At 70.5% G+C, this 25,963-nt stretch carries 25 protein-coding genes and 1 tRNA gene; 19 read left to right on the top strand and 7 right to left on the bottom strand.

The genetic code is table 11. The features are described from left to right. The first annotated feature begins 40 nt into the window (after positions 1–40). The 4 genes from H7694_RS13375 to narI are packed head-to-tail and all read left to right on the top strand — an operon-like array spanning position 41 to position 6,892. On the top strand, positions 41–3,763 hold the full coding sequence (locus tag H7694_RS13375; protein ID WP_193596958.1) for a nitrate reductase subunit alpha: 3,723 nt from the start codon (positions 41–43) through the stop codon (positions 3,761–3,763). Next, positions 3,760–5,439, top strand: a complete 1,680-nt coding sequence (narH, locus tag H7694_RS13370; protein ID WP_193596957.1) for a nitrate reductase subunit beta — start codon at positions 3,760–3,762, stop codon at positions 5,437–5,439. The genes H7694_RS13375 and narH overlap by 4 nt, the downstream gene beginning before the upstream one ends. After that, entirely contained in the window at positions 5,436–6,131 is a 696-nt protein-coding gene (gene narJ / locus H7694_RS13365) for a nitrate reductase molybdenum cofactor assembly chaperone (RefSeq protein WP_193596956.1), read from the top strand. The genes narH and narJ overlap by 4 nt, the downstream gene beginning before the upstream one ends. A 2-nt stretch (positions 6,132–6,133) precedes the next feature. After that, positions 6,134–6,892 (top strand): respiratory nitrate reductase subunit gamma, encoded by a 759-nt coding sequence (narI, locus tag H7694_RS13360; protein WP_193596955.1) that lies wholly within the window; start codon positions 6,134–6,136, stop codon positions 6,890–6,892. A 33-nt stretch (positions 6,893–6,925) separates the two neighbouring features. Here the strand turns inward: narI and H7694_RS13355 are convergent, their stop codons facing one another. From H7694_RS13355 to H7694_RS13340, 4 genes are read right to left on the bottom strand one after another with little or no spacing between them, the layout of a single operon-like run. Further along, positions 6,926–7,624, bottom strand: a complete 699-nt coding sequence (locus H7694_RS13355) for a sulfate/molybdate ABC transporter ATP-binding protein (protein WP_227468127.1) — start codon at positions 7,622–7,624, stop codon at positions 6,926–6,928. 5 nt (positions 7,625–7,629) lie between these two features. Next, positions 7,630–8,445, bottom strand: coding sequence for an ABC transporter permease (locus H7694_RS13350; protein WP_227468126.1), 816 nt, complete (start codon positions 8,443–8,445; stop codon positions 7,630–7,632). Beyond that, on the bottom strand, positions 8,442–9,227 hold the full coding sequence (modA, locus tag H7694_RS13345) for a molybdate ABC transporter substrate-binding protein (RefSeq protein ID WP_227468125.1): 786 nt from the start codon (positions 9,225–9,227) through the stop codon (positions 8,442–8,444). Before modA ends, H7694_RS13350 begins: the two co-directional genes overlap by 4 nt. Beyond that, positions 9,224–9,622: a TOBE domain-containing protein gene (locus tag H7694_RS13340; RefSeq protein ID WP_193596953.1), complete on the bottom strand. Its 399-nt coding sequence runs from the start codon at positions 9,620–9,622 to the stop codon at positions 9,224–9,226. The genes modA and H7694_RS13340 overlap by 4 nt, the downstream gene beginning before the upstream one ends. A gap of 317 nt (positions 9,623–9,939) precedes the next feature. Between H7694_RS13340 and H7694_RS13335 the strand changes: the two genes are divergently transcribed. The 6 genes from H7694_RS13335 (at position 9,940) to H7694_RS13310 (ending at position 14,159) form a co-directional block, all read left to right on the top strand. Then, positions 9,940–11,040 (top strand): ThiF family adenylyltransferase, encoded by a 1,101-nt coding sequence (locus tag H7694_RS13335; protein WP_193596952.1) that lies wholly within the window; start codon positions 9,940–9,942, stop codon positions 11,038–11,040. Between the two features lie 253 nt (positions 11,041–11,293). After that, entirely contained in the window at positions 11,294–12,526 is a 1,233-nt protein-coding gene (gene glp / locus H7694_RS13330; protein WP_193596951.1) for a gephyrin-like molybdotransferase Glp, read from the top strand. After that, on the top strand, positions 12,526–12,999 hold the full coding sequence (gene moaC, locus H7694_RS13325) for a cyclic pyranopterin monophosphate synthase MoaC (protein WP_193596950.1): 474 nt from the start codon (positions 12,526–12,528) through the stop codon (positions 12,997–12,999). Before glp ends, moaC begins: the two co-directional genes overlap by 1 nt. Then, positions 12,996–13,649 (top strand): molybdenum cofactor guanylyltransferase, encoded by a 654-nt coding sequence (locus H7694_RS13320; protein WP_193596949.1) that lies wholly within the window; start codon positions 12,996–12,998, stop codon positions 13,647–13,649. Before moaC ends, H7694_RS13320 begins: the two co-directional genes overlap by 4 nt. Further along, positions 13,646–13,924 carry a DUF6457 domain-containing protein gene (locus tag H7694_RS13315; protein ID WP_193596948.1) on the top strand — a complete coding sequence of 93 codons (279 nt, stop codon included), beginning with the start codon at positions 13,646–13,648 and terminating at the stop codon, positions 13,922–13,924. The genes H7694_RS13320 and H7694_RS13315 overlap by 4 nt, the downstream gene beginning before the upstream one ends. Position 13,925: 1 nt before the next feature. Further along, positions 13,926–14,159 carry a MoaD/ThiS family protein gene (locus tag H7694_RS13310; RefSeq protein ID WP_193596947.1) on the top strand — a complete coding sequence of 78 codons (234 nt, stop codon included), beginning with the start codon at positions 13,926–13,928 and terminating at the stop codon, positions 14,157–14,159. A gap of 74 nt (positions 14,160–14,233) precedes the next feature. Here H7694_RS13310 and H7694_RS13305 read toward each other — a convergent pair whose 3' ends face one another. Together H7694_RS13305 and H7694_RS13300 are read right to left on the bottom strand one after the other, a co-directional pair. Continuing rightward, entirely contained in the window at positions 14,234–14,659 is a 426-nt protein-coding gene (locus H7694_RS13305; protein ID WP_193596946.1) for a molybdenum cofactor biosynthesis protein MoaE, read from the bottom strand. Continuing rightward, positions 14,656–15,132: a molybdenum cofactor biosynthesis protein B gene (locus H7694_RS13300; RefSeq protein ID WP_193596945.1), complete on the bottom strand. Its 477-nt coding sequence runs from the start codon at positions 15,130–15,132 to the stop codon at positions 14,656–14,658. Before H7694_RS13300 ends, H7694_RS13305 begins: the two co-directional genes overlap by 4 nt. A 130-nt stretch (positions 15,133–15,262) precedes the next feature. Here H7694_RS13300 and H7694_RS13295 point away from each other — a divergent pair, with 130 nt between their 5' ends. From H7694_RS13295 to H7694_RS17870, 9 genes are all read left to right on the top strand, one after another. Further along, on the top strand, positions 15,263–15,919 hold the full coding sequence (locus H7694_RS13295) for an ArsR family transcriptional regulator (RefSeq protein ID WP_193596944.1): 657 nt from the start codon (positions 15,263–15,265) through the stop codon (positions 15,917–15,919). Positions 15,920–16,024: 105 nt separating this feature from the next. Beyond that, a complete protein-coding gene (locus H7694_RS13290; protein ID WP_193596943.1) occupies positions 16,025–17,440 on the top strand; it encodes a cytochrome ubiquinol oxidase subunit I in 1,416 nt (471 codons plus the stop codon). A 15-nt stretch (positions 17,441–17,455) separates the two neighbouring features. Beyond that, positions 17,456–18,484 (top strand): cytochrome d ubiquinol oxidase subunit II, encoded by a 1,029-nt coding sequence (cydB, locus tag H7694_RS13285; RefSeq protein ID WP_193596942.1) that lies wholly within the window; start codon positions 17,456–17,458, stop codon positions 18,482–18,484. Positions 18,485–18,587: 103 nt separating this feature from the next. Then, positions 18,588–20,213 (top strand): thiol reductant ABC exporter subunit CydD, encoded by a 1,626-nt coding sequence (gene cydD, locus H7694_RS13280; protein WP_193596941.1) that lies wholly within the window; start codon positions 18,588–18,590, stop codon positions 20,211–20,213. 38 nt (positions 20,214–20,251) lie between these two features. Further along, on the top strand, positions 20,252–22,009 hold the full coding sequence (locus tag H7694_RS13275) for an amino acid ABC transporter ATP-binding/permease protein (RefSeq protein WP_193599225.1): 1,758 nt from the start codon (positions 20,252–20,254) through the stop codon (positions 22,007–22,009). 9 nt (positions 22,010–22,018) lie between these two features. Further along, the gene (locus H7694_RS13270) at positions 22,019–23,077 is read left to right on the top strand and encodes a hypothetical protein (protein ID WP_193596940.1); all 1,059 of its coding nucleotides are present in this window, start codon (positions 22,019–22,021) and stop codon (positions 23,075–23,077) included. An 83-nt stretch (positions 23,078–23,160) separates the two neighbouring features. After that, a tRNA-Ser gene (locus H7694_RS13265) sits at positions 23,161–23,251 on the top strand. Positions 23,252–24,360: 1,109 nt separating this feature from the next. Then, positions 24,361–24,957, top strand: coding sequence for a class I SAM-dependent methyltransferase (locus H7694_RS13260; protein ID WP_227468124.1), 597 nt, complete (start codon positions 24,361–24,363; stop codon positions 24,955–24,957). 91 nt (positions 24,958–25,048) lie between these two features. Then, the gene (locus tag H7694_RS17870; protein WP_413782920.1) at positions 25,049–25,573 is read left to right on the top strand and encodes a putative immunity protein; all 525 of its coding nucleotides are present in this window, start codon (positions 25,049–25,051) and stop codon (positions 25,571–25,573) included. Between the two features lie 144 nt (positions 25,574–25,717). Here the strand turns inward: H7694_RS17870 and H7694_RS13255 are convergent, their stop codons facing one another. After that, entirely contained in the window at positions 25,718–25,927 is a 210-nt protein-coding gene (locus H7694_RS13255; protein ID WP_193596939.1) for a hypothetical protein, read from the bottom strand. Between the last annotated feature and the right edge of the window lie 36 nt (positions 25,928–25,963).

Genomic DNA, 25,963 nt, shown 5'->3' with positions numbered 1-25,963 from the left:
GATGCTGAAGTACCACGTGTACTCCCGGGAAGGAGCGGCGATGACCACCGGAACCCGCACCCATGGCGCCTCCGCGACAGATGGACCTCTGGCCGATGCACTCCTGAACATGGGGCGCTTCGTGCGACCCGGGGAGACCTCGGACGACCTGCGCTCGGTGTTCCTGCAGGGCGGCCGCTCAGGCGACTCGTTCTACCGCGACCGCTGGTCGCACGACAAGGTGGTGCGCTCCACGCACGGCGTGAACTGCACCGGGTCGTGCTCGTGGAAGGTGTACGTCAAGGACGGCATCATCACCTGGGAGGCGCAGCAGACCGACTATCCCTCGGTCGGCCCCGACTCCCCGGAGTACGAGCCCCGCGGCTGCCCCCGAGGCGCAGCCTTCAGCTGGTACACGTACTCGCCGACGCGGGTGCGCTACCCGTACATCCGCGACACGCTCGCCCAGCTCTACCGCGCGGCGAAGGCGCAGCATCCCGACCCCGTCGACGCCTGGGCGTCGATCGTCGAAGACCCCGAGAAGGCGCGCGCGTACAAGCGCGTCCGCGGCAAGGGCGGCCTGGTGCGCACCAGCTGGGACGAGGTCATGGAGATCGCCGCCGCGGCCCACGTGCACACGGTGAAGACCTACGGCCCCGACCGCGTCGCGGGCTTCTCGCCCATCCCGGCCATGTCGATGGTCTCGCACGGCGCCGGCTCGCGGTTCATGAACCTCATCGGTGGCACCATGCTGTCGTTCTACGACTGGTACGCCGACCTGCCCGTCGCCAGCCCGCAGGTGTTCGGCGACCAGACCGACGTTCCCGAGTCGGCCGACTGGTGGAACGCCGGCTACCTGATCATGTGGGGCTCGAACGTCCCCGTGACCCGCACCCCGGATGCGCACTTCATGACCGAGGCCCGCTACCGCGGCCAGAAGGTCATCACGGTCTCGCCGGACTACACCGACAACACGAAGTTCGCCGACGAGTGGGTCGCACCCCACCCGGGAACGGATGCCGCCCTCGCCCTCGCGATGGGCCACGTCATCCTGCGTGAGCACTTCGTCGAGAAGCGCACCGAGCGCTTCGAGGACTACATGCGCCGGTACACCGACGCGCCGTTCCTCGTCGAGCTCGAGGAGCGCGACGGCGGGCTGGTCCCCGGAAAGTTCATCACGGCATCCGAGCTGGGCGGTGCGGATGCCGCGCAGCCGCGCGCCGACTTCAAGCCGGTGCTGATGGATGCCGACGGCACCCCCGTCGTGCCGAACGGCTCGCTCGGTCACCGCTTCACCCCGGAGGACCAGGGCCGCTGGAACCTCGACCTGGGCGATGTCGTCCCGCCGCTGTCGGTCGCCGACCTCAGCAGCTGGGCGGGCGACGCCGCCGAGGTGCGCCTGCCGCGCTTCGACCTCGACCCCCAGCCCGGTCAGGAGCACGCCGGCGGATCCGGCGTCGTCGTCCGCGGCGTGCCGGTGCGCACCGTCGCCGGCCGCACGGTCACCACCGTCTTCGACCTGATGCTCGCCCGGTACGGCGTCGGCCGCGACGGCATCCCCGGCGAATGGCCGGAGGGCTACGACGACGCGAGCACCCCGGGCACCCCCGCGTGGCAGCAGGAGCACACCTCGGTGCCGGCCGAGCAGGCGATCCGCATCGCCCGCGAGTTCGCCGACAACGCCGACCGCTCCGGCGGCCGCTCGATGATCCTGATGGGCGCCGGCACCAACCACTGGTTCCACTCCGACACGATCTACCGCACCTTCCTCGCGCTGACGACCATGACCGGCTGCCAGGGCGTGAACGGCGGCGGCTGGGCGCACTACGTCGGGCAGGAGAAGGTGCGCCCGATCACGGGTTACCAGCAGTACGCCGGCGCCTCGGACTGGGGCCGCCCGCCGCGGTACACGATCGGCACGGCGTTCTTCTACCTGGCCACCGACCAGTGGCGCTACGACGGCCTGCCGGCCGACCAGCTGGCCTCCCCGCTGGGACGAGGCACCTTCCAGGGCCGCACCACCGCCGACTGCCTGGTCGAGTCGGTGCAGCGCGGCTGGATGCCGAGCTACCCGACCTTCGACCGCAACCCGCTCGACCTCGTCGACGAGGCGGAGGCCGCGGGCAAGGAGCCCGCGCAGCACATCGTCGACAGCCTCGACGACGGCTCGCTGCGCTTCGCCGTGGAAGACCCGGATGACCCGGTGAACTTCCCGCGGATCATGACGATCTGGCGCGCGAACGTGCTGGGCTCGTCGGGCAAGGGCAACGAGTACTTCCTCAAGCACCTGCTGGGCACGGATGCCGCCGTGCGGGCCTCCGAGGCTCCCGAGGGTTCGCGTCCGGCGACCATGACGTGGCACGAGAAGGCCCCCGAGGGCAAGCTCGACCTGCTGATGACGGCCGACTTCCGTATGACCAGCACCACGCTGTTCAGCGACATCGTGCTGCCCGCCGCGACCTGGTACGAGAAGCACGACCTGTCGTCGACCGACATGCACCCGTTCATCCACGCGTTCAACCCGGCCATCGCGCCGCCGTGGCAGACGAAGACCGACTTCGACACGTTCCGCATCCTCGCCGAGAAGTTCAGCGACATGGCGCGCACGCACCTCGGCGTGCGGCGTGATGTCGTGGCGACGCCGCTGCAGCACGACACCGCCGACGTCATGGCCACCCCGCACGGCCGGGTCGAAGACCTGCCGCGCGTGCCCGGTGTGACGATGCCGAAGCTCGCCGTCGTCGAGCGCGACTACCCGAACCTCGCCGAGCGCTGGAAGTCGCTGGGCCCGCTGACGGCCAAGCTGGGCCTGACGACCAAGGGCATCACGTACCACGCCGAGCCCGAGATCGAGCGGCTGAAGCACGTCAACGGCACCGTCGAGACCGGGCCGTACGCCGGAACCGTGCGGCTGGACACCGACCGCCGGGCGTGCGAGATGATCCTGGCGATGTCGGGCACGAGCAACGGCCGCCTCGCGGTGCAGGGCTTCGAGGTGCTCGAGAAGCACACCGGCCAGAAGATGGCGTTCCTCGCCGACGAGCACGAGGGCACGCACCTGTCGTTCCAGGACGTGTCGGTGCAGCCGCGCAGCGTGATCACCTCGCCCGAGTGGTCGGGGTCCGAGCACGGCGGCCGCCGCTACACGGCCTTCGCGATCAACGTCGAGCACCTCAAGCCCTGGCACACGCTCACCGGTCGCCAGCACTTCTACCTCGACCACGACTGGATGGACGAGCTGGGTGAGGCTCTGCCGGTGTACCGGCCACCGCTGGACATGGCCCGCCTGTTCGGCGACGTCGTGCCCGGCACGGCATCCGGTGCCGAGGTCAACGTGCGCTACCTGACCCCGCACTCCAAGTGGTCGATCCACTCCGAGTACCAGGACAACCTGTTCATGCTCTCGCTCTCGCGTGGTGGCCCCACGATCTGGATGAGCCCGCAGGACGCCGAGAAGATCGGTGTGCGCGACAACGACTGGATCGAGTCGTACAACCGCAACGGCGTCGTCGTCGCGCGGGCCAACGTGTCGCACCGCATGCCCGAGGGCACGGTGTACATGTACCACGCGAAGGATCGCACGGTCGATGTGCCGCTGTCGGAGACCAGCGGACTGCGCGGCGGCATCCACAACTCACTGACCCGGATCCTGCTCAAGCCGAGCCACCTCATCGGCGGCTACGCGCAGCTGGCCTGGGCGTTCAACTATCTCGGCCCGACCGGAAACCAGCGCGACGAGGTCACCACGATCCGCCGCCGCAGCCAGGAGGTGCAGTACCGATGAAGGTCATGGCGCAGATGTCGATGGTGATGAACCTCGACAAGTGCATCGGATGTCACACCTGCTCGGTGACCTGCAAGCAGGCGTGGACGAACCGCACCGGCGTGGAGTACGTGTGGTTCAACAACGTCGAGACCCGTCCCGGTGTCGGCTACCCCCGCGGCTACGAGGACCAGGAGAAGTGGGGCGGCGGCTGGGTGCGCGACAAGCGCGGCCGGCTGCGGCTGCGCAGCGGCGGCCGGCTCGCCAAGCTGGCGCGGATCTTCTCGAACCCGAAGCTGCCGGGCATCGACGACTACTACGAGCCGTGGACCTACGACTACGACATGCTCGTGAACGCGCCCAGCGGCGACCACACCCCGGTGGCGCGGCCGAAGAGCCTCATCACCGGCAAGGACATGAAGGTGTCGTGGTCGGCGAACTGGGATGACGACCTGGGCGGGTCGCTCGAGACCATGCACGAGGACCCGATCCTTCAGAAGATGAGCGGCGAGGTGCAGGCCGAGTTCGAGAAGGCCTTCATGTTCTACCTGCCGCGGATCTGCGAACACTGCCTGAACCCGTCGTGCGTGGCCTCCTGCCCGTCCGGTGCGATGTACAAGCGACAGGAGGACGGCATCGTCCTCGTGGACCAGGATGCCTGCCGCGGATGGCGCATGTGCATCTCGGGCTGCCCGTACAAGAAGGTCTACTTCAACCACAAGACCGGCAAGGCCGAGAAGTGCACGATGTGCTACCCGCGCATCGAGGTGGGCCTGCCCACCGTATGCTCCGAGACTTGCGTGGGTCGCCTGCGGTACCTCGGCCTGGTGCTCTACGACGCAGACCGCGTGGCCGAGGCCGCCGCCGTCGAGGACGAGCACGAGCTGCTCGCCGCACAGCGCTCGGTGCTGCTGGACCCGCACGACCCGGCCGTCATCGAGGCCGCCCGTCGCGACGGCATCGCTGAGGACTGGATCGAGGCCGCCCAGCGCAGCCCGATCTGGCGTCTCATCAACGACTACCAGGTGGCGCTGCCGCTGCACCCCGAGTACCGCACCATGCCGATGGTCTGGTACATCCCGCCGCTCTCGCCCGTGGTCGACGTCGTCACGGGATCCGGCAACGACGGTGAGGATGCCCGCACGCTGTTCGCGGCGATCGACAAGCTGCGCATCCCGATCGGCTACCTGGCCGAGCTGTTCACCGCTGGCGACGTGAAGCCGGTGGATGCCGCGCTGCGCAAGCTCGCAGCGATGCGCTCGTACATGCGGGGCATCAGCATCGACGGTGAGCGCGAGGAGGGCATCGCGACCGCGGTCGGCATGACCGGCGCGCAGATCGAGGAGATGTACCGGCTGCTCGCGATCGCGAAGTACGAGGAGCGCTACGTCATCCCGGCCGCGCACTACGAGCAGGCGCACGACCTCGAGGAGATGGCGTGCTCGCTGGACTTCGAGGGCGGGCCCGGCATGGGCGGCGCCGGCGGACCGTTCGGCGCGGCCAGCGGCTCGGCAGTGCCGGTCGCAGTCGAGAACTTCCACGCGCTCGCCGACCGGCAGACCGCCGACAGCCCGTCGACGCCGGGCCGGGTCAACCTGCTCAACTGGGACGGCAACGGCCGGCCCACCGGGCTGTTCCCGCCGTCCGAGGTCGCCGAGGAGCGCACGTACGACGACGATGACGGGGGCACGTCATGAGCACCGTGCTACCGCCGCGGGTCACTCCGCGGCGCCGGATGCCGGATGCGCTGACACCGGCATCCCTCACCGCCGCGCAGCGGCAGACCGTGCACATGCTGGCATCGCTGCTGCTCGACTACCCCGACGCGCAGTGGTTCGAGCGGCTCGACGTGTTCGAGGCCAACGCGGTGACGCTGCCCGACGCGGTCGCCGAGGCGCTGCAGAAGTTCCTTCGGCGGGCGCGCGAGACCGGGGCATCCGATCTGCAGAAGCTGTACGTGACGACCTTCGACATGAAGCGCAAGTGCTCGCTGTACCTCAGCTATTACGCGACCGGCGACACGCGCCGCCGCGGCACCGCGCTGGTCACCTTCCTGGACGCGTACCGCGCGGCCGGGTGGGAGTTCGACGCGCAGGAGCTGCCCGACTACCTGCCGGCGGTGCTGGAGTTCTCGGCCCGTTCGCAGTCGGATGTGGCGGATGCCGTGCTCGCCGCGCACCGCGAGGGGATCGAGGTGCTGCGGGCGGCGCTCGAGGGCATGGACAGCCCATGGGCGGATGTCGTCCGCGCCGTCACGCTGTCGCTGCCGAAGGTCGACCAGCGCATCCGCGAGCGCGTGCTCGCACTCGTCAATGAGGGCCCGCCGACCGAGACCGTCGGCATGAGCCTGCCTATGCCCGTCTTCCGCTCCGTGCGACAAGGGGAATGAACATGAACACGTTGCAGGTACTGCTGTGGGTGGCGCTGCCGTACGTCTGCGCGGCGGTCTTCATCGTCGGGCACATCTGGCGCTACCGGTACGACAAGTTCGGCTGGACGACCCGCTCGTCGCAGAGCTACGAGAACCGGCTGCTGCGCTGGGGCTCGCCGATGTTCCATCTCGGCATCCTCATGGTGATCGCCGGGCACGTGGTCGGACTGCTCATCCCGCGTGAGTGGCTGTACGCGATCGGCATCAGCGAGGAGATCTACCACATCGGCGCCACCGTGCTCGGCACGTTCGCCGCGGTGCTGACGCTGGCGGGGCTCGCGATCCTCGTCTTCCGCCGCCGCACGGTGCCCGCGGTGTTCCTGGCGACCACCGTGATGGACAAGGTCATGTACGTGTTCCTGGGGCTGACGCTGCTGTTCGGCACGCTGGCGACGGTCATCTACCAGGTGTTCGGCTCGGGCTTCCATTACCGCGAGACGATCTCGCCGTGGATCCGCGAGCTGATGATCTTCCGTCCCCGCCCGGAGCTCATGCTTGAGGTGCCGCTGATGTTCCAGCTGCACGTCATCACCGCGCTGCTGCTGTTCGCGCTGTGGCCGTTCACGCGTCTCGTGCACGTGTTCTCGGCGCCGGTCGGCTACTTGTTCCGCCCGTACATCGTGTACCGCTCGCGTGACGAGCTGCGCGGCGCCCGGGCACCCAAGCGCGGCTGGGATCCGGTCTCCACACCCGACCCCGCCCGCCTCCGCCGCCCGTAGTCCCGTCTGGGTCCCTGAGCCCGTCGAAGGGCCCTAACGCGCGGCCGCGACTGCCTCGGCGAACGGTGTCGCCGGCGCAGCGAGCACCTCTCGCAGCATCCCCTCCTGGGTGATCCTGCCGTGCTCGAGGATGACCAGGCGGTCGGCCAGTACCTCGGCATCCGCGATCCCGTGCGAGACGACGATGGTCGTCGTGCCCTGCAGCTGGTCGCGCACCACCGTGCGCAGCTGCGCCGCCGCCTCGACGTCCAGTGAAGAGAACGGCTCGTCCAGCAGCAGCAACCGCGGGCGCGCGGCCAGGGCGCGGGCGAGCGCGACGCGCTGCCGCTGTCCACCGGAGAGCTGGTCGGGGCGGCGGTCGCCGAGACCGGGGAGGCCGATGCGCAGCATCCATTCCCCGGCTATGGCCGCCGACTCCGAGCGCGACGACCCCGCCGACCGCGCGGCGAAGGCGATGTTGCCGGCCGCGGTCATGTGCGGGAAGAGCAGGGCGTCCTGGCCCAGCAGGCCGATCGCCCGCCGCGATGGGGGCGTGTGCCGGCCGGCATCCGCCATCCGTTCGCCGTCGAGCGCGACGTGACCGGCGTCGAGGCGGGTGAGCCCGGCGATGGCGTCCAGCAGCGTGGTCTTGCCGGCACCGCTGGGGCCCATCACGGCGAGCACTTCGCCGGGACTCAGCACGAGCCGCGCGTCGACGGATGCCTGCCTGACGACGACGTGCGCGTCCAGCATCCCGCTCACCGCAGCGCCCCCGGCCGCCAGGCCCGCACGAGCAGCAGCACGACGACTGCGGTCGCCAGCAGCAGGATCGACAGCGCTACGGCCGTCTCGCGTCCGGTGCCGGCGCCGTTGAACGCGGTGTAGATCGCCAGCGGCATGGTCTGCGTGACGCCGGGTGCGTTGCCGGCGAACAGGGCGGTCGCGCCGAACTCGCCGATCGCGCGGGCGAAGCACAGGATGACGCCGACGATGATCCCCGGTGCCGCCAGCGGCAGCGTCACCCGCCACAGCACGCGCCATGGTCGGGCTCCGAGGGTGGCGGCGGTGCGCTCGTAGCGTCCGCCCACGCTGCGGATCGTGCCCTCCACGGCCAGCACGAGGAAGGGCAGCGCCACGAAGGCCTGTGCGAGCACGACGGCGGCGGGCGTGAACGCCAGCGTGACCCCGAAGGCGTCGGAGAGCAGGCCGCCGAGCGGGCTCGTGCGCCCGAACAGGAACAGCAGCGCCACGCCGCCGACCATCGGTGGCAGCACGAGCGGCACGGCGACCAGCGCCCGCAGCAGTGCCGAGACCCGCGGGCCCGAGCGCGCCATGAGCAGAGCCAGCGGCAGGCCGAGCACCAGGCACAGTGCGGTCGCCGCGAGTCCGCTCACCAGCGACAGGCGCAGGGCATCGAGCGCCGCCTGCGAGGTGATGTCCTGCCAGAGCGTCGCCCACGACGCCCGGGTCACCAGCGCCGCGAGCGGCAGGATCAGCAGGGCGACGCCGAGCACGGCGGGGGCGATGAGCGTGAACGGGGTGCCGGTCCCGGTGTCGCGGATGCCGGCCTTCACGGCATCCCGAATCCGTGCTCGCCGAGGATCCGCTGCCCGTCGGAGCCCTGCACGAACTCCACGAACGCGACGCCGGCCTCCCCGGCGTCGCCGAGGGCGACGATCGGGTAGCGGTTGACGATCTCGGCCGCACCGTCCGGGACGAAGCTCGCGACGGCATCGTCGCCGATGACGTCGGTCGCGTAGACGAGTCCGGCATCCGCCTCGCCCGCGGCGACCTTCTGCAGCACCGCGGCGACGTTCTGCTCCAGGCTCGCGGGGGTCACCTCGACGCCGGCCGATTCGAGCAGTGCAGTGGATGCCGCACCGCACGGCACCTCGGGGGCGCAGAGCACCGTGATCGCATCCGTCAGATCGGCGAGCGTCTCAACTCTGCCCGGGTTGCCGGCGGGCACCGCGACCACGAGGGTGTTGGTCGCGAAGATCGCGGGATCGGATGCCAGGCCCGCGTCGACGAGCTCCGCCATGCTGCGCTCGTCGGCCGTGGCCAGCACGTCGGCCTGTGCCCCCTCGCGCAGCTGGGTGACCAGGGTGGTCGACCCGTCGTAGACGATCGGGTTCACGAACGCGCTCGGATGCTGCTGCTCGAACGCCACGGCGATCTCGTCGAAGGCCTCGCGCAGCGACGCCGCGGCGAAGATGGTCACCTCGCCGGACAGGCCGGGCTGCGCCGTACCGGGGGGGCCGCCGTACGGACCGACGGCGTCGGGGGATGCGGTCGTGCAGCCGGAGAGAATCAGGATGCCGAGCAGCGCTGCGGCCGTGACGATGCGCCGGGTCACGGATGCTCCTTCGGCGTCTCGACGATGACCGTGGTCGCCTTGACGACGGCGATCGCGAGAGATCCGGGTTCGAGACCGAGCTCGCGCACGGCCTCGGACGACATGAGAGATACGACCCGGTGCGGCCCCGCCTGGATGTCGACCTGAGCCATCACACCGTCGACCTGCACCCGCGTGACGAGGCCCGTGAAGCGATTGCGGGCGCTGGTGAGCCGGTCGGACCCGTCGGCGGGAGCCTCCGCGGCGCGCCGGGCGTGCTCGGCCAGGGCGTCGCCGGGGATGCGAGTGGGCGAGTCGCCGGTGACCGGCAACGCGCCCTGATCGATCCAGCGCCGCACGGTGTCGTCGCTCACGCCGAGCAGGCGGGCGGCCTCCGCGATCCGATACGAGGTCATGGCATCGAGCCTAAAGAGCATCGTTCCGCAGATCCAGAGCATTCCGCCGTATCTTTTCCGCACCTGCGGATCGCGCCGCCCCGGCGAGGTGGCGCAATTGGTGGTCTCGGGTGGGATGGATGCCGCGTGTCGTGACACCTGAAGGGAACGGGGAGAGGAGCGAGCGGCGCGGTACTCCCGATATCTTCCTCGAGGTGTCGCAAATGGTGGCGTCGGGCGGGGTGGATGCCGCGTGTTGCGACACCTGAGGGCGACGGGACGGTTTCTCCGGCGTGCGCCGCTGGCCCGGCGGGCGCGGGGACCGTACGCTCGGAGTCATGGCTCTGCCTCCGCTCGTCGACCCCGTCGACTCCCTGAGCGAGGCCGAGCGCGCCCGCACGGCACGGCACCAGGTGCTCGCGGGACTCGGTGAACTCGGGCAGCGCCGGCTGCGGGCCGCCCACGTCGCAGTCGTCGGCGCCGGCGGACTGGGAGCACCCGTCGTGCTCGCACTCGCCGCGGCGGGCATCGGCACGATCACGATCATCGACGACGACGTCGTCGAGCTGTCGAATCTGCAGCGCCAGGTAATGCACCGCCTGTCGGACGAGGGCCTGCCCAAGGTCGACAGCGCCGTGCGGGTGGCCGCCGAACTGTCGCCCGAGAGCCGGGTGCGTCCACTGCGCGAGCGCCTCACCGCCGACAACGCCACCGAACTCCTCGCCGGCGCCGACCTCGTCATCGACGGCACCGACACCTTCGGCACCCGTGTCGACGTCGCCGCGGCCGCCGAGCGGCTCGGCATCCCGCTCGTCTGGGGAGTCATCCAGGAGTTCGCGGCGCAGATCACCGTCTTCTGGTCGTCCCCGCCCGCCGGTTCGGATGCCGTGCTGCTGAGCGATCTGTACCCCGCGGACAGCGTCGGTGAGCTGCCCACTTGCGCCGCCGTCGGCGTGTTCGGGGCGCTGTGCCTGCAGGCCGGATCGATCCTCGCGATGGAGGCGATCAAACTCATCACCGGCATCGGCGAACCGCTGCTGGGCCGCGTGCTCGTGATCGACGCACTGCGCGCCCGCACCAGCGAGGTGCCACTGCGTCCCGCGCGTGCGCAGGCTGCCGCATCCGTCGCCGCCGCATCCGCGCCTGACCCGGCGCACATCACCGTCGCCGACCTCGCCGCCGAGGCCGCCGCCGGCGCGCTGCTGCTCGACGTGCGCGAGCACGCGGAGGTCGCCGCAGGCATGGTTCCCGGCGCCCGGCACCTCCCCCTCGCCGAGGTGCTCGCCGAGCCCGCGGCCCTCGGATCCGAGCGGATCGTCGTCATCTGCCAGGCCGGCGTGCGCGCCCGCCGTGCGGCCGTCGTCCTGCGCGAGGCGGGGGCGGATGCCGTGGTGCTCGCCGGTGGCATGGACGCGTGGCACGCGGAGCATCCGTCGTGACCGCCCGCACGTCCGCCGGCCGCCCGCTCGCGCGACCGGTCACCTCGCTCGCGTCACGCACCACACCACCCGCACGCCGCTCCACCCCGCGAACGGTCCGAAGCACCCCGCTCGCGGGTCCCGAACGGCCGCCTCGGGCAGCGCGAGGCAGCCATCCGGGCCCCGCGAATCCGGCGGGCCCCGCGAAGCCGACGGGCACCGCGAAACCCAGGCAAACGCACACCGCGCGCCCCGCGGGGGAGAGGGGTGGCAGATGAGCCTGCGCACCGTCGAGCAGCAGCTCGAGATCGTGCTCGCCGCGGTGCGGCAGCATCCGGCGATCGAGGTCCCGATCGACCAGGCGCTCGGACTGACCCTGCGCACCGACGCCCGTGCCGCAAGCCCCGTGCCGGTGTTCGACAACTCCGCGATGGACGGCTTCGCCGTGCGCTACGCGGATATCTCCGCGGCGACCCCCGAGCATCCGGTGACCCTGCGGGTGATCGCCGACATTCCCGCGGGCAGCGACCTCGACCCGGCGATCGCCGCCGGTGAGGCCGTGCGGATCATGACCGGCTCCCCGGCGCCGACGGATGCCGATGCGATCATCCCGTTCGAGGACACCGCGGGCGGCCTGGCCGACTCGCTCGAGACCGCGGTCGTGCAACGCGCCCCGAAGGCCCGCGGCGCGCACATCCGCCGCGCCGCCGAGGACATCGCCGCCGGAACCGTCGTGCTCACCGCCGGCACCCGGCTCGGCCCGCTGCAGCTGGCCGCGCTCGCCTCGGCCGGTATCGCCCGCGTCGAGGTCTCGCCGCGACCCCGCGTCGCCGTCGTCTCCACGGGCTCCGAGCTGGTCGAGCCGGGCGCGCCGCTGCGCCGCGGGCAGATCCCCGAGTCCAACAGCATCCTGCTCGCCGGCCTCGTCACCGAGGCGGGCGCCGAGGTGGTGCTGCGCCGGGTCGTCGACGACGAGGGCGACGGGCCGGCGGATGCTGTCGCCGAGGCACAGCGCCTCGGCGCGGACGCCATCGTCTTCTCGGGCGGTGTGAGCGCCGGGGCCTACGAGGTCGTGCGGCAGAGCCTGGGCGAGAGCATGGAGTTCGCCAAGGTCGCCATGCAGCCGGGCAAGCCGCAGGGGTTCGGCGTCACCGGCGGGGGGATGCTGCTGTTCGGCCTGCCGGGCAACCCGGTCAGCGCCGCCGTGTCGTTCGAGGCGTTCGTGCGTCCCGCGCTGCTGCACCTGCAGGGCAGGAACGGCATCCATCGCCCCCGCACGCACCTGCCCGCCGGGACCGGCTGGCGCACCCCGCTGGCGCGCCGCCAGTACCTGCCTGCGGTGATCGACCGCACGGATCCCGCCCGCCCCGTCGTCCGCCCGGCCACCTCGGGCGGTTCGGGTTCGCACCTCAGCGCGGGTCTCGGCACAGCCGAGGCGTACGCGATCGTCCCCGCCGAGACGGAGCAGGTCTCCGCCGGCGACCCCATCGAAGTCATGGAGCTGTGATGACCTTCACCCACATGGATTCCGCCGGCCACGCCCGCATGGTCGATGTGACCGAGAAGACGCCGACCGTCCGCGCCGCCACCGCGCGCGGGTTCGTGCGCTGTGCCGCCGAGACCGTCGCCCTGCTGCGCGACGGCTCGGTGCCGAAGGGCGATGTTCTCGCCGTGGCGCGCATCGCCGGCATCCAGGCCGCCAAGAAGACCCCCGAACTGCTGCCGCTCGCGCACGTCATCGGGGTGCACGGCGCCGTGGTCGACCTCGCGATCGAAGACGAGGGCGTCGCCATCGAGGCGACCGTGCGCACCGCCGACCGCACCGGCGTCGAGATGGAGGCGCTCACCGCCGTGTCGGTGGCCGCCCTGTCGGTGATCGACATGATCAAGGGCGTCGACAAGTCGGCGTCGATCGAGAACCTGCGCATCACCGCGAAGGAAGGCGGCCGCAGCGGTTCCTGGCGGCGCCAGGGAGAGTGACCGAGACCGTGAGCACCGGGGCGATCCTGCTGGTCGGGGGGCGTTCTCGCCGCATGGGCGGCGGGACGAAACCGCTGCTCGAGGTGGGCGGTGAGACCCTGTTCGCCCGCGCCGTGCGGGCGGTGACGGATGCCGGCTGCGCGCCGGTCGTCGCCGCGGGGCCGGTGCTGGACGAGGCGGCCCCGGTGGAGTGGGTGCGCGAGGATCCGCCGTTCGCAGGGCCGGTCGCTGCCATCGCGGCCGCGATGGACCGAGCCGCGACGCCCGGACCGGAATGGACGATCCTGCTGGCCGGCGACATGCCCCGGGCCGACCGCGTGGTGCGACGCCTGATCGAGGCGGTCGACCCGGATGCTGCGGAAACGGATGCCGCGAGTCCGGATGCCGTGGATACCGTGGTGCCGGATGCCGTGCAGGCCGTCGTGTTCACCGCCGACGGGCACCCGCAGTGGCTCGCCGGCGCCTACCGTACGTCGGCGCTGCGCGCTGCTGTCGCGCGACTGGGCGACGACGTCGGCGACGCCTCCTGCCGGGCGCTGCTCGGCGGGCTGGAGATCGCGTGGCTGACCGACGAGGATGAGATCACCGCCGACATCGACACCCCGGCGGACCTGCAGCGCCTGCGCGCCGAACTGGAGGAGCAATCGTGAGCGAGTCACCCCGCACCCTGCCGCCCGAGGCTCTCGACGAGTGGGCCGCGGCGCTGCGCGAGCGATTCGGGCTGGATGCCGCGGACGTGCCGATCGCGCTCATCCTCGACCTCGCCCGCGATGTCGCCAACGGCGTGGCCCGCCCCGCAGCCCCGTTCAGCGCCTTCGTCGCAGGTCTCGTCGCCGGGCGCGCCGGCGGCACCCCCGAGCAGGTGCGCGAGGCGGTCGGCGGAGTCGTCGAGCTCGCCCTCGCCTGGCCGGAACGGGAGCGCTGAGATGACGACGGTGCGGTTCTTCGCCGCGGCGCAGGAGGCGGTCGGGCACGACTCCCTGACGACGGATGCCGTCACCCTCGGTGACCTCAGGACGGCGCTGCTGGCCGATCACCCGGCGCTCACCGGCATCCTGCAGCGCTGCGCGGTGCTCGTCGACGGGACGCGCGTGGACGACGACTTCACGCTCGCCGGTGCGCGCACGATCGACGTGCTGCCCCCCTTCGCCGGCGGCTGATCCAGCGGGCGACGACTGATCCTTCGCCGGCGGCTGATCCAGCGGCCGACGACTGATCCGCGAGTCGACTCGTGCTACCCGCCGATGCCCTTCCACGCGGTCGTGCCGTCGGCCTCGACCTGACGCTTCCACACCGGCAGCTCGCGCTTGATCGCCTCGATGACCTCGCGGCACACGACGAAGGCCTCGTCGCGGTGCGCGGACGACACCGCGATCGTCACCGCCGCCTCACCCACCGAGAGCCGTCCGATGCGGTGGCTGACGGCGACGACGGCATCCGTCCCCGAGGCCGCGGCCTCGGCGATCCGGTGCAGCGCCTGCTCGGCATCCGGATGCGCGGTGTACTCCAGGGCCACGACGGCATCCGCGGCATCCGGGTCGTGATCGCGCACGCGGCCGACGAACGTCGTCACCGCCCCTGCTGTCGTGTCGTCGACGGCGGCAATGTGCTCGTCGAGCGACAGGGGCTGCTCGGAAATGCGGGCGATGCGGACGGTCATCGGTGGTCCTCTCCGGCGAGCTGGTCGAGCACATGCCGGGCGACCGACAGCACGACGGGCATGCCCTCGGCGACCGCCTTCGGCGATCCGGGCAGGTTGACGATCAGGGTGTTGCCGGCGATGCCGGCGAGACCGCGGGTGAGCATGGCGGCGGGCGTTGCGGCGAGGCCCGAGCGGCGCAGCTCCTCGGCGATGCCCGGCAGCAGGCGGCCGATCACGCGGGCCGTGCCCTCGGGGGTCTCATCGCGCGGGCCGATGCCGGTGCCGCCGCTGGTGATGATCAGGCGGGCGCCCTCGTCGCACAGGCGGCGCAGCGCCTGCTCCACGGCATCCGCGCCATCGGGGATCACCACAGCATCCGCGCAGTCGAACCCGGCCTCACGCAGCGCGACGACCGCGACCGGCCCCGCGCCGTCGGGGCGCGTGCCCGCGGCGGACCGATCCGAGACGGTGAGAACGGCGGCGGGGAGCATGTCCCCACACTAACCGGGTGAGCAGTCGATGCCGCGCGGCTATCGACCGGATCAGACATCCCTATCGAGAGCGCGATTATTCACGGCCGGGGGTCTACCGCCGTGAAAAACCCGGCTCCATAATTGAGGCATGGTCAACGGCGGGCTCGTCTACGGGCCGATATCCAGCTACTCCCGGGTGCGAATCCTGTACATGGTGCAGACGCGGCCCGAGCGGACGATCGCTGAGCTGTGCGAAGACACCGGCCTGCATGCCAACACCGTGCGCGAGCACCTGCAGCGCCTCATCGAGGGTGGCTACGTCATCCAGACCACCGAGCGCCGCACCACCCGCGGACGCCCGCGCACTCTGTACAGCGCAGCCACCGGCGACCCCGGCGCCTCGAGCCCCGTCGCACGCGACAAGGTCGCCGAGGCGGCCCGCCGAGGCGACATGATGCGCCGCATCCTCGACGAGCCCGGGTCCGGGCTGGGGCAGGAGGCGACCTACCAGCTGGATGCTCTCATCGAGCACCTCGAGGAGAGCGGCTTCGAGCCGGTCGTCGACGAGGACCAGCTGACGGTCGAGCTGACCCCGTGCCCGCACGCCGCGGCCAGCCCCGAGCACCGTCCGCTGCTGTGCCAGGTGCACCTCGGGCTCATGCAGGCCGTGCTGACCGAGGCCGGCGGCCCGCTCGACGCGGAGTGCGTGCGCGAGCCGTCGCGCCCCGAGGAGTGCACGGTGCAGCTGCGCCTGAACGCGAAGGCGGCCACGGTCGCCAAGATCGCAGCCGCCGTCGCGGCCTGACAGGCGAAGGAACTTCAGCACGGTCCGGGTGGACCGTGGGCGCGACGCTGCGCCGCGTACTGGTGACCCCGATGTAACAGGTGACCCCGAGACGAGGAGCGGCGAATGGAATGGCTTGATCCGCTGGTACTGTCGCGCTGGCAGTTCGGTCTGACGACCGTCTACCACTATCTGTTCGTGCCCCTGACGATCGGCATGGCCCTGGTGGCGGCGATCTTCCAGACCGCGTGGGTGCGCACCGGCAGGATCCACTACCTGCACCTGACCCGCTTCTTCGGCAAGATCTTCCTGATCAACTTCGCGATGGGCGTCGTCACCGGCATCGTGCAGGAGTTCCAGTTCGGCATGAACTGGTCGGACTACTCGCGCTTCGTCGGCGACGTGTTCGGCGCACCGCTCGCCTTCGAGGGGCTGCTGGCCTTCTTCTTCGAGGCGACGTTCATCGGGCTGTGGATCTTCGGGTGGGACAAGCTGCCGCAGAAGCTGCACCTGGCCACCATCTGGTGCGTGTCGATCGGCAGCATCCTGTCGGCGTACTTCATCATCGCCGCCAACGCGTTCATGCAGAACCCGGTGGGCTACGAGTACAACCCGGTGACCAACCGGGCCGAGCTCGTCGACTTCTGGGCGCTGCTGACCAACCCGGTGGCGCTCGCCGCGTTCCCGCACACGCTGTTCGGTGCGTTCATGTTCGCCGCCGGTGTGGTCATCTCGGTCTCGGCCTGGCACCTCGCCCGCGGTCAGCATGTCGAGACCATGCGCATCTCGCTGAAGTTCGGCCTGTGGGCGATCCTGGTCGCCACCGCCGGTGTCGTGTTCACCGGCGACCAGCTGGGCCTGGCGATGTACGACACGCAGCCCATGAAGATGGCCGCCGCCGAGGCGACCTACGACACGGTCTGCGGCAAGGATGCGGCGTTCAGCCTGTTCACGCTCGGCACGCCCGACGGCAAGACCGACCTGTTCAGCATCCGCGTGCCGTACCTGCTCTCGCTGCTGTCGAACCACACGCTCGACGGCTGCGTGCACGGCATCAACGACCTCAACGCCGAGTACCTCGCGCTGTACGGCGAGTCGACCGGCCTGACCGACTTCACCCCGGTGCTGTGGATCACCTACTGGGCGTTCCGCTGGATGATCGGCCTGGGCATGCTGCACGCGTTCATCGCCGTCGTGGGCCTGTGGGTCACGCGCAAGAGCGCGAAGAAGCCGCCGGCGCCCTGGATGTGGAAGATCGCGATCTGGTCGTACCCGCTGGCGCTGGGCGCCAACATCGTCGGCTGGGTGTTCACCGAGATGGGCCGCCAGCCCTGGATCGTGTTCAGCCTGATGACCACGCAGGACGGCGTCTCGCCCGGGGTGAGCGGCCTGGACGTGCTCATCTCGCTGATCTCGTTCACGGTCATCTACGCCGCCCTCGCGGTCGTGGAGATCGGGCTGATCGTCAAGGCCGCGCAGAAGGGCCCCGACACGTCCGAGACCCACCACGAGACGGACCCCGTGCCGTCGGTCGTGTACTGATCGGAAGGAACGGATATGGATCTCGCATTCCTCTGGTTCTGGCTCATCGCCTTCTTCTTCATCGGCTACTTCGTGCTGGACGGCTTCGACTTCGGCGTCGGCATGACCCTGCCGTTCCTCGGCAAGGACGATGTGTCGCGCCGGCAGGTGATCAACACGATCGGCCCGATCTGGGACCTCAACGAGACCTGGCTGATCGTCGCCGGCGCCTGCCTGTTCGCTTCGTTCCCCGAGTGGTACGCCTCGCTGTTCAGCGGGTTCTACCTGCCGCTGCTGATCATCCTGCTCGCGCTGATCCTGCGCGGGGTGTCGTTCGAGTACCGTCACCAGCGCCCGGATGCCGCGTGGAAGGCGCGCTTCGACCGCATGATCGTGGTCGGCTCGGCCGTGCCGGCGCTGCTGTGGGGTGTCGCCTTCGGCAACATCGTGCAGGGCGTGCCGCTGGACGAGCGTCACGTCTACGTCGGGAATCTCTTCACTCTCCTGAACCCGTACGCGCTGCTGGTCGGTGTGACGACGCTGCTGCTGTTCTTCCTGCACGGGATCTACTTCGTGGCGCTGAAGACCGACGGTCAGGTGCAGGCCGACGCGCGCCGGCTGGCCCGCCGCGCCGCCCTGCCGACGATCCTCGCCGCCGCGGGCACCGTGGTGTGGACGATCGCGCTCGCCGCAGGGCGCGAAGCGCCGGTGCTGTGGCTGGTGGTCGGCGCGGGAGCGGGGGCGGCCGTCTTCCTCATCGCATCCGTGCTGCTCTCGCTGCGGCACCGTGACGGCGCGGCGTTCTTCGCCGGGGTGCTGACCGTGCTGCTGGCCGTGCTCGCCCTGTTCGCCGCGCTGTTTCCGTACGTGCTGCCCTCGACCATCGCCGATGCGAACAGCCTGACGATCGAGAACGCCTCGAGCACCCCGTACACGCTGCAGATCATGAGCTGGACCGCCCTGGTCGCCCTGCCGCTCGTGCTCGCCTACCAGGCGTGGACCTACTGGGTGTTCCGCAAGCGCGTCACCCGCCGCTCGATCGAGGCGGCGCCCGCGCACGCATGACCCTGTCGACCCGCCCCGATTCGCTGACGTCGCCCCGATCTGCGGAGAGATCCGGCGGATTCGTCAGCGGATCGGGGCGACCTCCGCAGATCGGGCGCCGGCCGTGAAGCCGATCGATCTGCGGCTGCTGCGCCACGCGTCCGCCGCGCGCTGGTACCTGGCAGGCTCCGCGCTGATCGCGCTCGCCCAGACGGCGGTCACCATCACGTTCTCCTGGCTGCTCGCCGGGGCGATCACCGCCGTCGTCGAGGGAGGGGGAGCGGATGCCGTGCAGCCGGCCGCGCTCATCGCGGTGGTGCTCGCCCGCGGCATCCTGCTCTGGGCGTCGGAGGCCTGGGGCCTGCGGGCCGCAGCCGGTACCGGGGCGGAGCTGCGGGAGGCGCTGATCGCGGCGATCGGGCGGCGCGGCCCGGAGTGGCTGGCGCAGCGCAACCGTGCGGCGCTGGCGGTGACAGCAGGCCACGGCCTCGATGCGCTCGACCCGTACTTCTCGCGGTACCTGCCGCAGCTCGTGCTCACGGTGATCGCGACCCCGGCGATCGTCGCGGTGATGTGGAGCGCCGACTGGCCGAGCGGGGTGATCGCGGTGGTGACGCTGCCACTGATCCCCGTCTTCCTGGTGCTGATCGGGGTGGCGACGCGCGTCGTGCAGCGCCGGCAGCTCGGGGTGCTGCAGCACCTGGCTGCCCGCTTCGCCGACATCCTGCACGGGCTCTCGACGCTGCGGATCTTCGGCCGGGAGCGCCGCGCCGCCGACCGGATGCGCGCCACCGCCGAGCAGTACCGCGTCGAGACGATGCGCGTGCTGCGCTTCTCGTTCCTGTCGGGGTTCGCGCTCGAGCTGCTGTCGTCGCTGGCCGTCGCGCTGGTCGCGGTGACGGTCGGGTTCCGGCTGCTCGACGGTGAGATGGCGCTGGGAGTGGGGCTGTTCGTGCTGCTGCTGGCGCCCGAGGCGTTCCTGCCGCTGCGGCAGGTGGGGGTGCAGTTCCACGCCGCCGCCGAGGGCGTGGCGGCGACCGAGCAGGTCTTCGAGGTGCTGGATGCCGCGGATGCCGATGACCGGCCTCGTCTCGGCGGACCGGAGGCGCCCGCGCTGTTCCGCCGCCCCGATCGCGCCGCGGGCACGCTGATCGTGCGGGACCTGCGCGTGCGCGATCTGCCGCCGGTGTCGTTCCGGGCGAACCCGGGCGAGATCACCCTCATCGAGGGACCGAGCGGGGCGGGCAAGTCGAGCGTGCTGGCAGCCCTGCGCGGGGCCGTCGCGTTCGAGGGCGACGCGCGGCTGGACGGCGTGGACGTGCGGCTGCTCGACGCGCCGCAGTGGCTGGCCTGGGCGGGCCAGCATCCGGGACTGATGCGCGGGACGGTCGCGTCGAACGTGGCGCTCGGGGATGCCGAACCGGATGCCGCGCGCGTGCGCGACGCCCTGGACTGGGCGGGAGCCGCCGGGCTGGACCCGCAGCTCGAACTGGGCGTGCAGGGGGCGGGCCTGTCGGGTGGGCAGGCGCAGCGGGTCGCGGTGGCGCGGGCGCTGTACCGGCTGGGCGGCGGACCGAGCGTGCTCGCGCTGGACGAGCCCTCGAGCGCCCTGGATGCCGGCACCGAGGCAGAGCTGTGGGCGTCGCTGCGGGCCACGGCGGATGCCGGTGCGACGGTGCTGCTCGTCTCGCATCGTCGCTCGGCCCGCGAGATCGCGGATGCCGTCGTCGAACTGGGGGTGCCGGCGTGAGCGGGGCGGCGGAGGTGCGCAGCATCCTGCGGCAGGCCATGCCACCCGCACGTCGTTTCGTGCCCGCCCTGCTGGCGGGAGTGCTGTCGGCGGCGGCGGCGATCGGACTGCTGCTGGTGAGCGGCTGGCTGATCGTCAGCGCGTCGATCGTCGACTCGCTCGTGCCGCTGTCGGTCGCGGTGGTCGGGGTGCGGTTCTTCGCGGTGTCGCGGGCGGTGTTCCGGTACCTGGAGCGGCTCGCCGGTCACGACGCCGCGCTGCGGCAGCTCGCGGGGCTGCGCTCGGGGATCGTGCGCCGGCTGACGCCGCTGTCTCCGGCCGGGCTCGGGGGCACCGATCGCGGCGCGGTGCTGTCGGTGCTGATCGACGACATCGAGAGTCTGCAGGATCTGCCGTTGCGGGTGGTGCAGCCGCTGGTGACCGGAGGCGTCGTCGCGGTCGCCTCGATCGGCGTGATGGTGCTGGTGTCGCCTGCCGCGGCGGTGGCGCTGGCCGTGTGCCTCGTGCTCGCTGTGGCCATCGCTGTGCTGGTGGGCTGGCTGCTCGGCGATCGCGCCGAGCGCGCCGTGTCGCGCCGGCGCGCGGACCTGTCGGGCGCGCTGGTCGACTACCTCACGGGGTTGGACGTGCTGCTCGCCTACGGCGCCGAGGCGCAGGCGCGGGAGCGCATCCGGACAGCGGATGCCGAGCTGCGCCGCACCGTGTCACGGGCGGCGCTCGCGCAGGCACTGTCGGCGGCGGTCGTGTCGGTGGCCGCCGGTGTCGCATCGATCTGGGCGCTGGGGGTCGCCGTGCCCGGAGCCGGCGGCGGTGCGACGGATGCCGCCTGGTTCGCCGTGGCCGTGCTGCTGCCGATGGCCGTGTTCGACGTGTTCTCCGTCGTGCCGCAGGCGGCCGCGTCATGGCGCACGGTGCGCGCCGCCGCCGAGCGCGTCGCCGCCGTCGCCCCTGAGACGCTCCCACGCGAGGTTCGCCCCGACGCGGCCGCCCCGGCTGGGTCCCTGAGGCTCTCGAAGGGCCCCGCCCCTGCCCCCACCACTGGGTCCCTGAGCCTGTCGAAGGGCCCCGCCCCTGCCCCCACCACTGGGTCCCTGAGCCTGTCGAAGGGCCCCAGCCCCACAGCATCCACCCCCACACCACCCACTCCGCAGCTCGCCCTGCGCGACATCCGCGCCTCCTGGCCCGGTGCCCCCAGTCCGGCGCTCACCGGCGTCGATCTCGATGCCGCACCGGGCGAGCGCATCCTCGTGACCGGGCCGAGCGGCGCGGGCAAGTCGACCCTCGCCGCCGTGCTGGCCGGGTTCCTGGGGCACGACGGCGAGTACCTGCTGGACGGTGCGGATGCCGACAGCATCCCGGGGCCCGAGCTGCGCGCGATCGTCGGCCTGTGCGAGCAGACGCCGCAGCTGTTCGATGAGGATCTGCGGCAGAACCTGCTCTTCGCGCGGGACACCGCGACCGACGACGAGCTGATCGCCGTGCTCGATCGTGTCGGCCTCGCCGGCTGGGCGCGCGATCGCGGCGGACTCGACGCGCGGGTCGGCGACCGCGGCGCCCTCGTGTCGGGCGGGCAGGCGCAGCGCATCGCACTGGCGCGGGCGCTGCTGCGCGGATTCCCGGTGCTCGTGCTCGACGAGCCGACCGCGGGCGTCGACGCGGATGCATCCGACGCCCTGCTGCGCGACCTGCTCGGCGCGACCGGCGAGCAGACCGTGATCCTCATCTCGCACGTCGCCCCGCCGGAGGGGTCGGTGGACCGCGTCGTGCGCATCGTCGACGGTCGCACGCGCGGATAGCCTGGAGGGATGACCTCGACCTCACTCCAGCCTCAGGGCGCGCTGCTCGTGGGCAGCGTCAACTACGACGACGCCGAGAAGACCATGCGCACCGCCGCCGGGACCCTCGGTGGGCGGCTGCGCCGCATCCCCGACGGCGAGGTCGGCAAGCGGTTCCACTGGATCATGTTCCAGCCCGACGTGCTCGGCGAGACCGACGGCATCGAGCGGGTGGGCGACGAGCGCATCCCATTCGGCGCGGGGCTGGACGCGCGCCCGCTGCGCATCGCCGACGGGACGGATGCCGCAGCGATCGAACTGCCGCCACTGGGATACGCGGCCGCCGCGATCGAGTCGTACGAGATCTTCCGGCGCCTGCGCGAGTCCGGCGAGATCGAGCCGGGAGTGCGCTTCCAGGTGTCGCTGCCGACGCCCGTCGCGGTGGTGTCGTCGTTCTTCACCGGTGACGACCGCGCGGCGATCGAGCCGGTGTACGCGGATGCGCTGCTGGGTGAGCTCGACGAGATCCTCGCCGCCGTGCCGCACGAGGACCTCGCGATCCAGTGGGATGTCGCCAGTGAGCTCGGCATCATCGAGCGCGCCTCCGGCTACGGGCGACCGATGGAGGCGTGGTGGGAGGGTGACCCGTTCGACGGTCTCGTCACCCGGCTCGCGGCGCTGGTGGATGCTGTACCCATCGGCGTCGAGGTCGGCGTGCACCTCTGCTACGGCGACGCTGGGGAGCGGCACTTCATCGAGCCCGCAGATGCCGGAACGCTGGTGCGGTACGCGAACGCCGTGATCGCGGCATCCGCTCGTCCGCTGACCTGGCTGCACCTTCCCGTGCCGATCGACCGCGACGACGAGGCGTATTTCGCACCCCTTGCCGGGCTGGCGCCGGTCGCCGAGCTGTACCTCGGCCTCGTGCACAGCGAGGACGGCGCAGAAGGCGCGCAGCACCGCATCGCCGCGGCATCCCGGTTCGCGCCGGCGTTCGGTGTCGCAACCGAGTGCGGCATCGGCCGCGCGCCAGCCGGCACCACCGAGGGGATCCTCGAGACGCACGCCGCTGTGTCGTCGGGCTGGTGAGGTCGCGCGTCCTTCGCGGGCTCCCGGATTCGCCGGGGCTCTCGATTCGCGTGCAGGGCACCACGTGTCGTAAGCTGGACGACGGTGACGTGTCCGAGCGGCCGAAGGTGCAACTCTCGAAAAGTTGTGTAGGGTAACCCCCTACCGTGGGTTCAAATCCCACCGTCACCGCCATGGAAACCCCCGAGAAATCGGGGGTTTTTCCGTATCCGGGGCGGGGCTTGGTGCATCCGTGGTGCAGATTCCCTCGTGCGCAATGGCTCGTGTTCTCCGTGCAGATCGTCTGCATGGCGGTCATGATTGGGAGCTACATCTGGGTCTTGCTGAAAGACCCGGAGGCGGTCGCGCGGCGGAAGCGCCGCAACGAATGGTACGTGGCTGCGGATTGGGCGGCTGATTACACCGGTTGGGTCGACTACGAGTCGCCGCCGTGTACGTGCGGAAGGTGCGAGGAGCAGCAGGTGAGTCCGCCCCCTGTGGACACCATCCACGAGTCTTGAGAGCGACTACCGGCGGCTCAGTGCGGACGATTGTCTTATGTACGCGCAGTGAGAGTCTGTCGATCGCTACCCGCGAGGTGGAGTCTCGATCAGATGTCAAGCAGGCCGGGCGTGATTCTGATGTCCTCCTTTATCGCACTGATGTACGCGCCCCCGCCGCAGGCGCGTCGGCCAAGGCCCGGCGGGCCTGGACGAGTCGAGTGTTCGTGGTGAGTCGGGCTTCGTTGACGTTTTCATGGCCTAGCCGACGAGTGCGACGAACGACACGAGCTCTCAGCCAGGTTCGCCAGTAACTATGCGGCGGCACACGAGAGCGCGCGTCTGGACACTCGACATGCGCAGGTCGGACTCACGCAGATCTGTCGGTATCAATGCGATAAGCGGCCATGGACGGCCCGTGGCCAATGCTTGAGCGTGACTTCACCGAGTCCAGGCACGTTGCGGCGTTCTCAGCCTGAGGACTCGCGTCGCATAAATGAACGAATTGTGAGCAGCTCGGGTGTACACGACTGGACTTCGCACGCAGTCCGCGACCGATGCGGGTTCGCGCCGATAGTCCGGATAAATGTTCTTATCGTCGGTAAACGGCCAGACAGGGAAGTAAGAAGGGGCTGAGTAGGTGAGGGCGTGTTTCCAGTGCCGGTGGGCGAGAACAGCGCGACACGCGGACTTGATGCGGAAACTGGGAATGGCATGGAGCGCCACGCGGGCTGCCAGTTTCGCCGAATCTCCATGGCTCGGCGAGGGTGGAATGCCGGAGTGCTTCCTGCGAGTATCGAACGCGTGATCGAAGACGCGAGAGAGATGTGGGACCGAGAGGCAGAAACGTTCGATCAGGCCGCCGATCATGGTCTCCGAGATCCGGTCGTCCGCCGTGCCTGGGCCGATCTGCTACTCCCGTTGATCGGCAAACCCGGCCGCCGCGTTGCAGACTTGGGGTGCGGCACGGGAACTCTGTCCACTCTGCTGGCGGCAGAGGGGCAGCACCTCGTGCACGGAGTGGACTTTTCGACGGAGATGATCCGACGGGCACGCGAGAAGTCAGCCACGGTCGTACCGAGTCCGTTCTTCTCAGTGGCGGACGCTTCGGAGCCACCGTTATCTCCCGCCTCATTCGACGTTGTTCTCTGCCGCCACGTCTTGTGGGCCATGCCCGACCCATCCGCGGCGCTGCAGAGATGGATAGAGTTGCTGGCTCCGGGCGGCACGCTCGTCTTGATTGAAGGGCTGTGGAGTAATGGTGTGGGTCTGAAGTCTTCCGAGTGTGCTCGACTCGTCGGGAGTCTTCGGGCCGACGTTCAACTGCAGATACTGGACGACGACGTGTACTGGGGTGGCCGAACCGATGACGAGCGATATCTGATTCTCAGCGCGAGCTGAATGTTCGGCATCCGGCCGCGAGGTCTCCCCGCCGAAAACGATCGTTTTCGGTCGACTGAGCGTTCTTACAAGCACAGGGGACAATAGGGAGATGGGGACCGAGAACTTTGATCTGACGATGGAAGAGCTGCGAGCGGTAGTCCGGTTCGCCGCCGACTGCGCCCAGGGATTACTCCCCGACTTCGAAGCCGTCGCCCCGAGTGACACGCGACCTCGCGATGCGATCGACGCTGCCCGACTGTTTGCTGGCGGCGCTCCACGCTCACAGCTGCAACGAACGGCCGCCTTCGCATCGCACCGCGCTGCCAAGGGTGTCTCTGAGGAGACGGCCCGGCTCGCAGCACTGGCCTGCGGCGACGCCGCAGCGGCCGCTTATCTCCACCCGATCGCGAGAGCATCGCAAGTCGGACATATTCTCCGTGCTGCGGCCTGCGCCGCGCGGGTTGCCGAACTGAGAACAGGCGGTACAGACAGCGATGGGGTTCGCAGGTTGGCCGAGCGGGCGGCCTCGCCCCTGCCCGAGATACTGCGTCGATACCCCGCCGCGCCGTCAGGTAGCTCACGAGTGGCACAGCTCATGAGCGAACTCGACTCAGCGATTCGGACCCGAAACTAACGACCGAAACCAGACTTCCCGAAAGGTGGTTTCGATACGGACCCCGTTTACGGTGGCCGTCTCAACGACTGCCTGCGCGCGGACCAGAAAATGTGCGGAGTGCTGGCAGCGGTAACCCAGCGATAGCCGTCTTGCTGCGCACGCTCAGACGGCTGATCGAGTGGTGAACAGCTTGATCCGATGCTGATACGGATCGCGGAGGTACCGGAACAGCGCATTGCTGATGCCGTGCCGGCCGAGGTCACGATCGATCTCGTCTCCGAAGCCGAGATCTTCGGCGACGTCGGCCGCGTGCAGAAGAGCCGTCCCGTCGGGAACCGTATACGCGAAGGCGGAAACGGGATCCTCGTCCATTGGGGAACAGCAGGTCGTGTGTGCTTCCCTCGACTT

Source organism: Microbacterium sp. YJN-G (assembly GCF_015040615.1).
In the GTDB taxonomy this organism is placed as follows: domain Bacteria; phylum Actinomycetota; class Actinomycetes; order Actinomycetales; family Microbacteriaceae; genus Microbacterium.
This window is presented reverse-complemented; position numbering and strand designations above follow the sequence as displayed.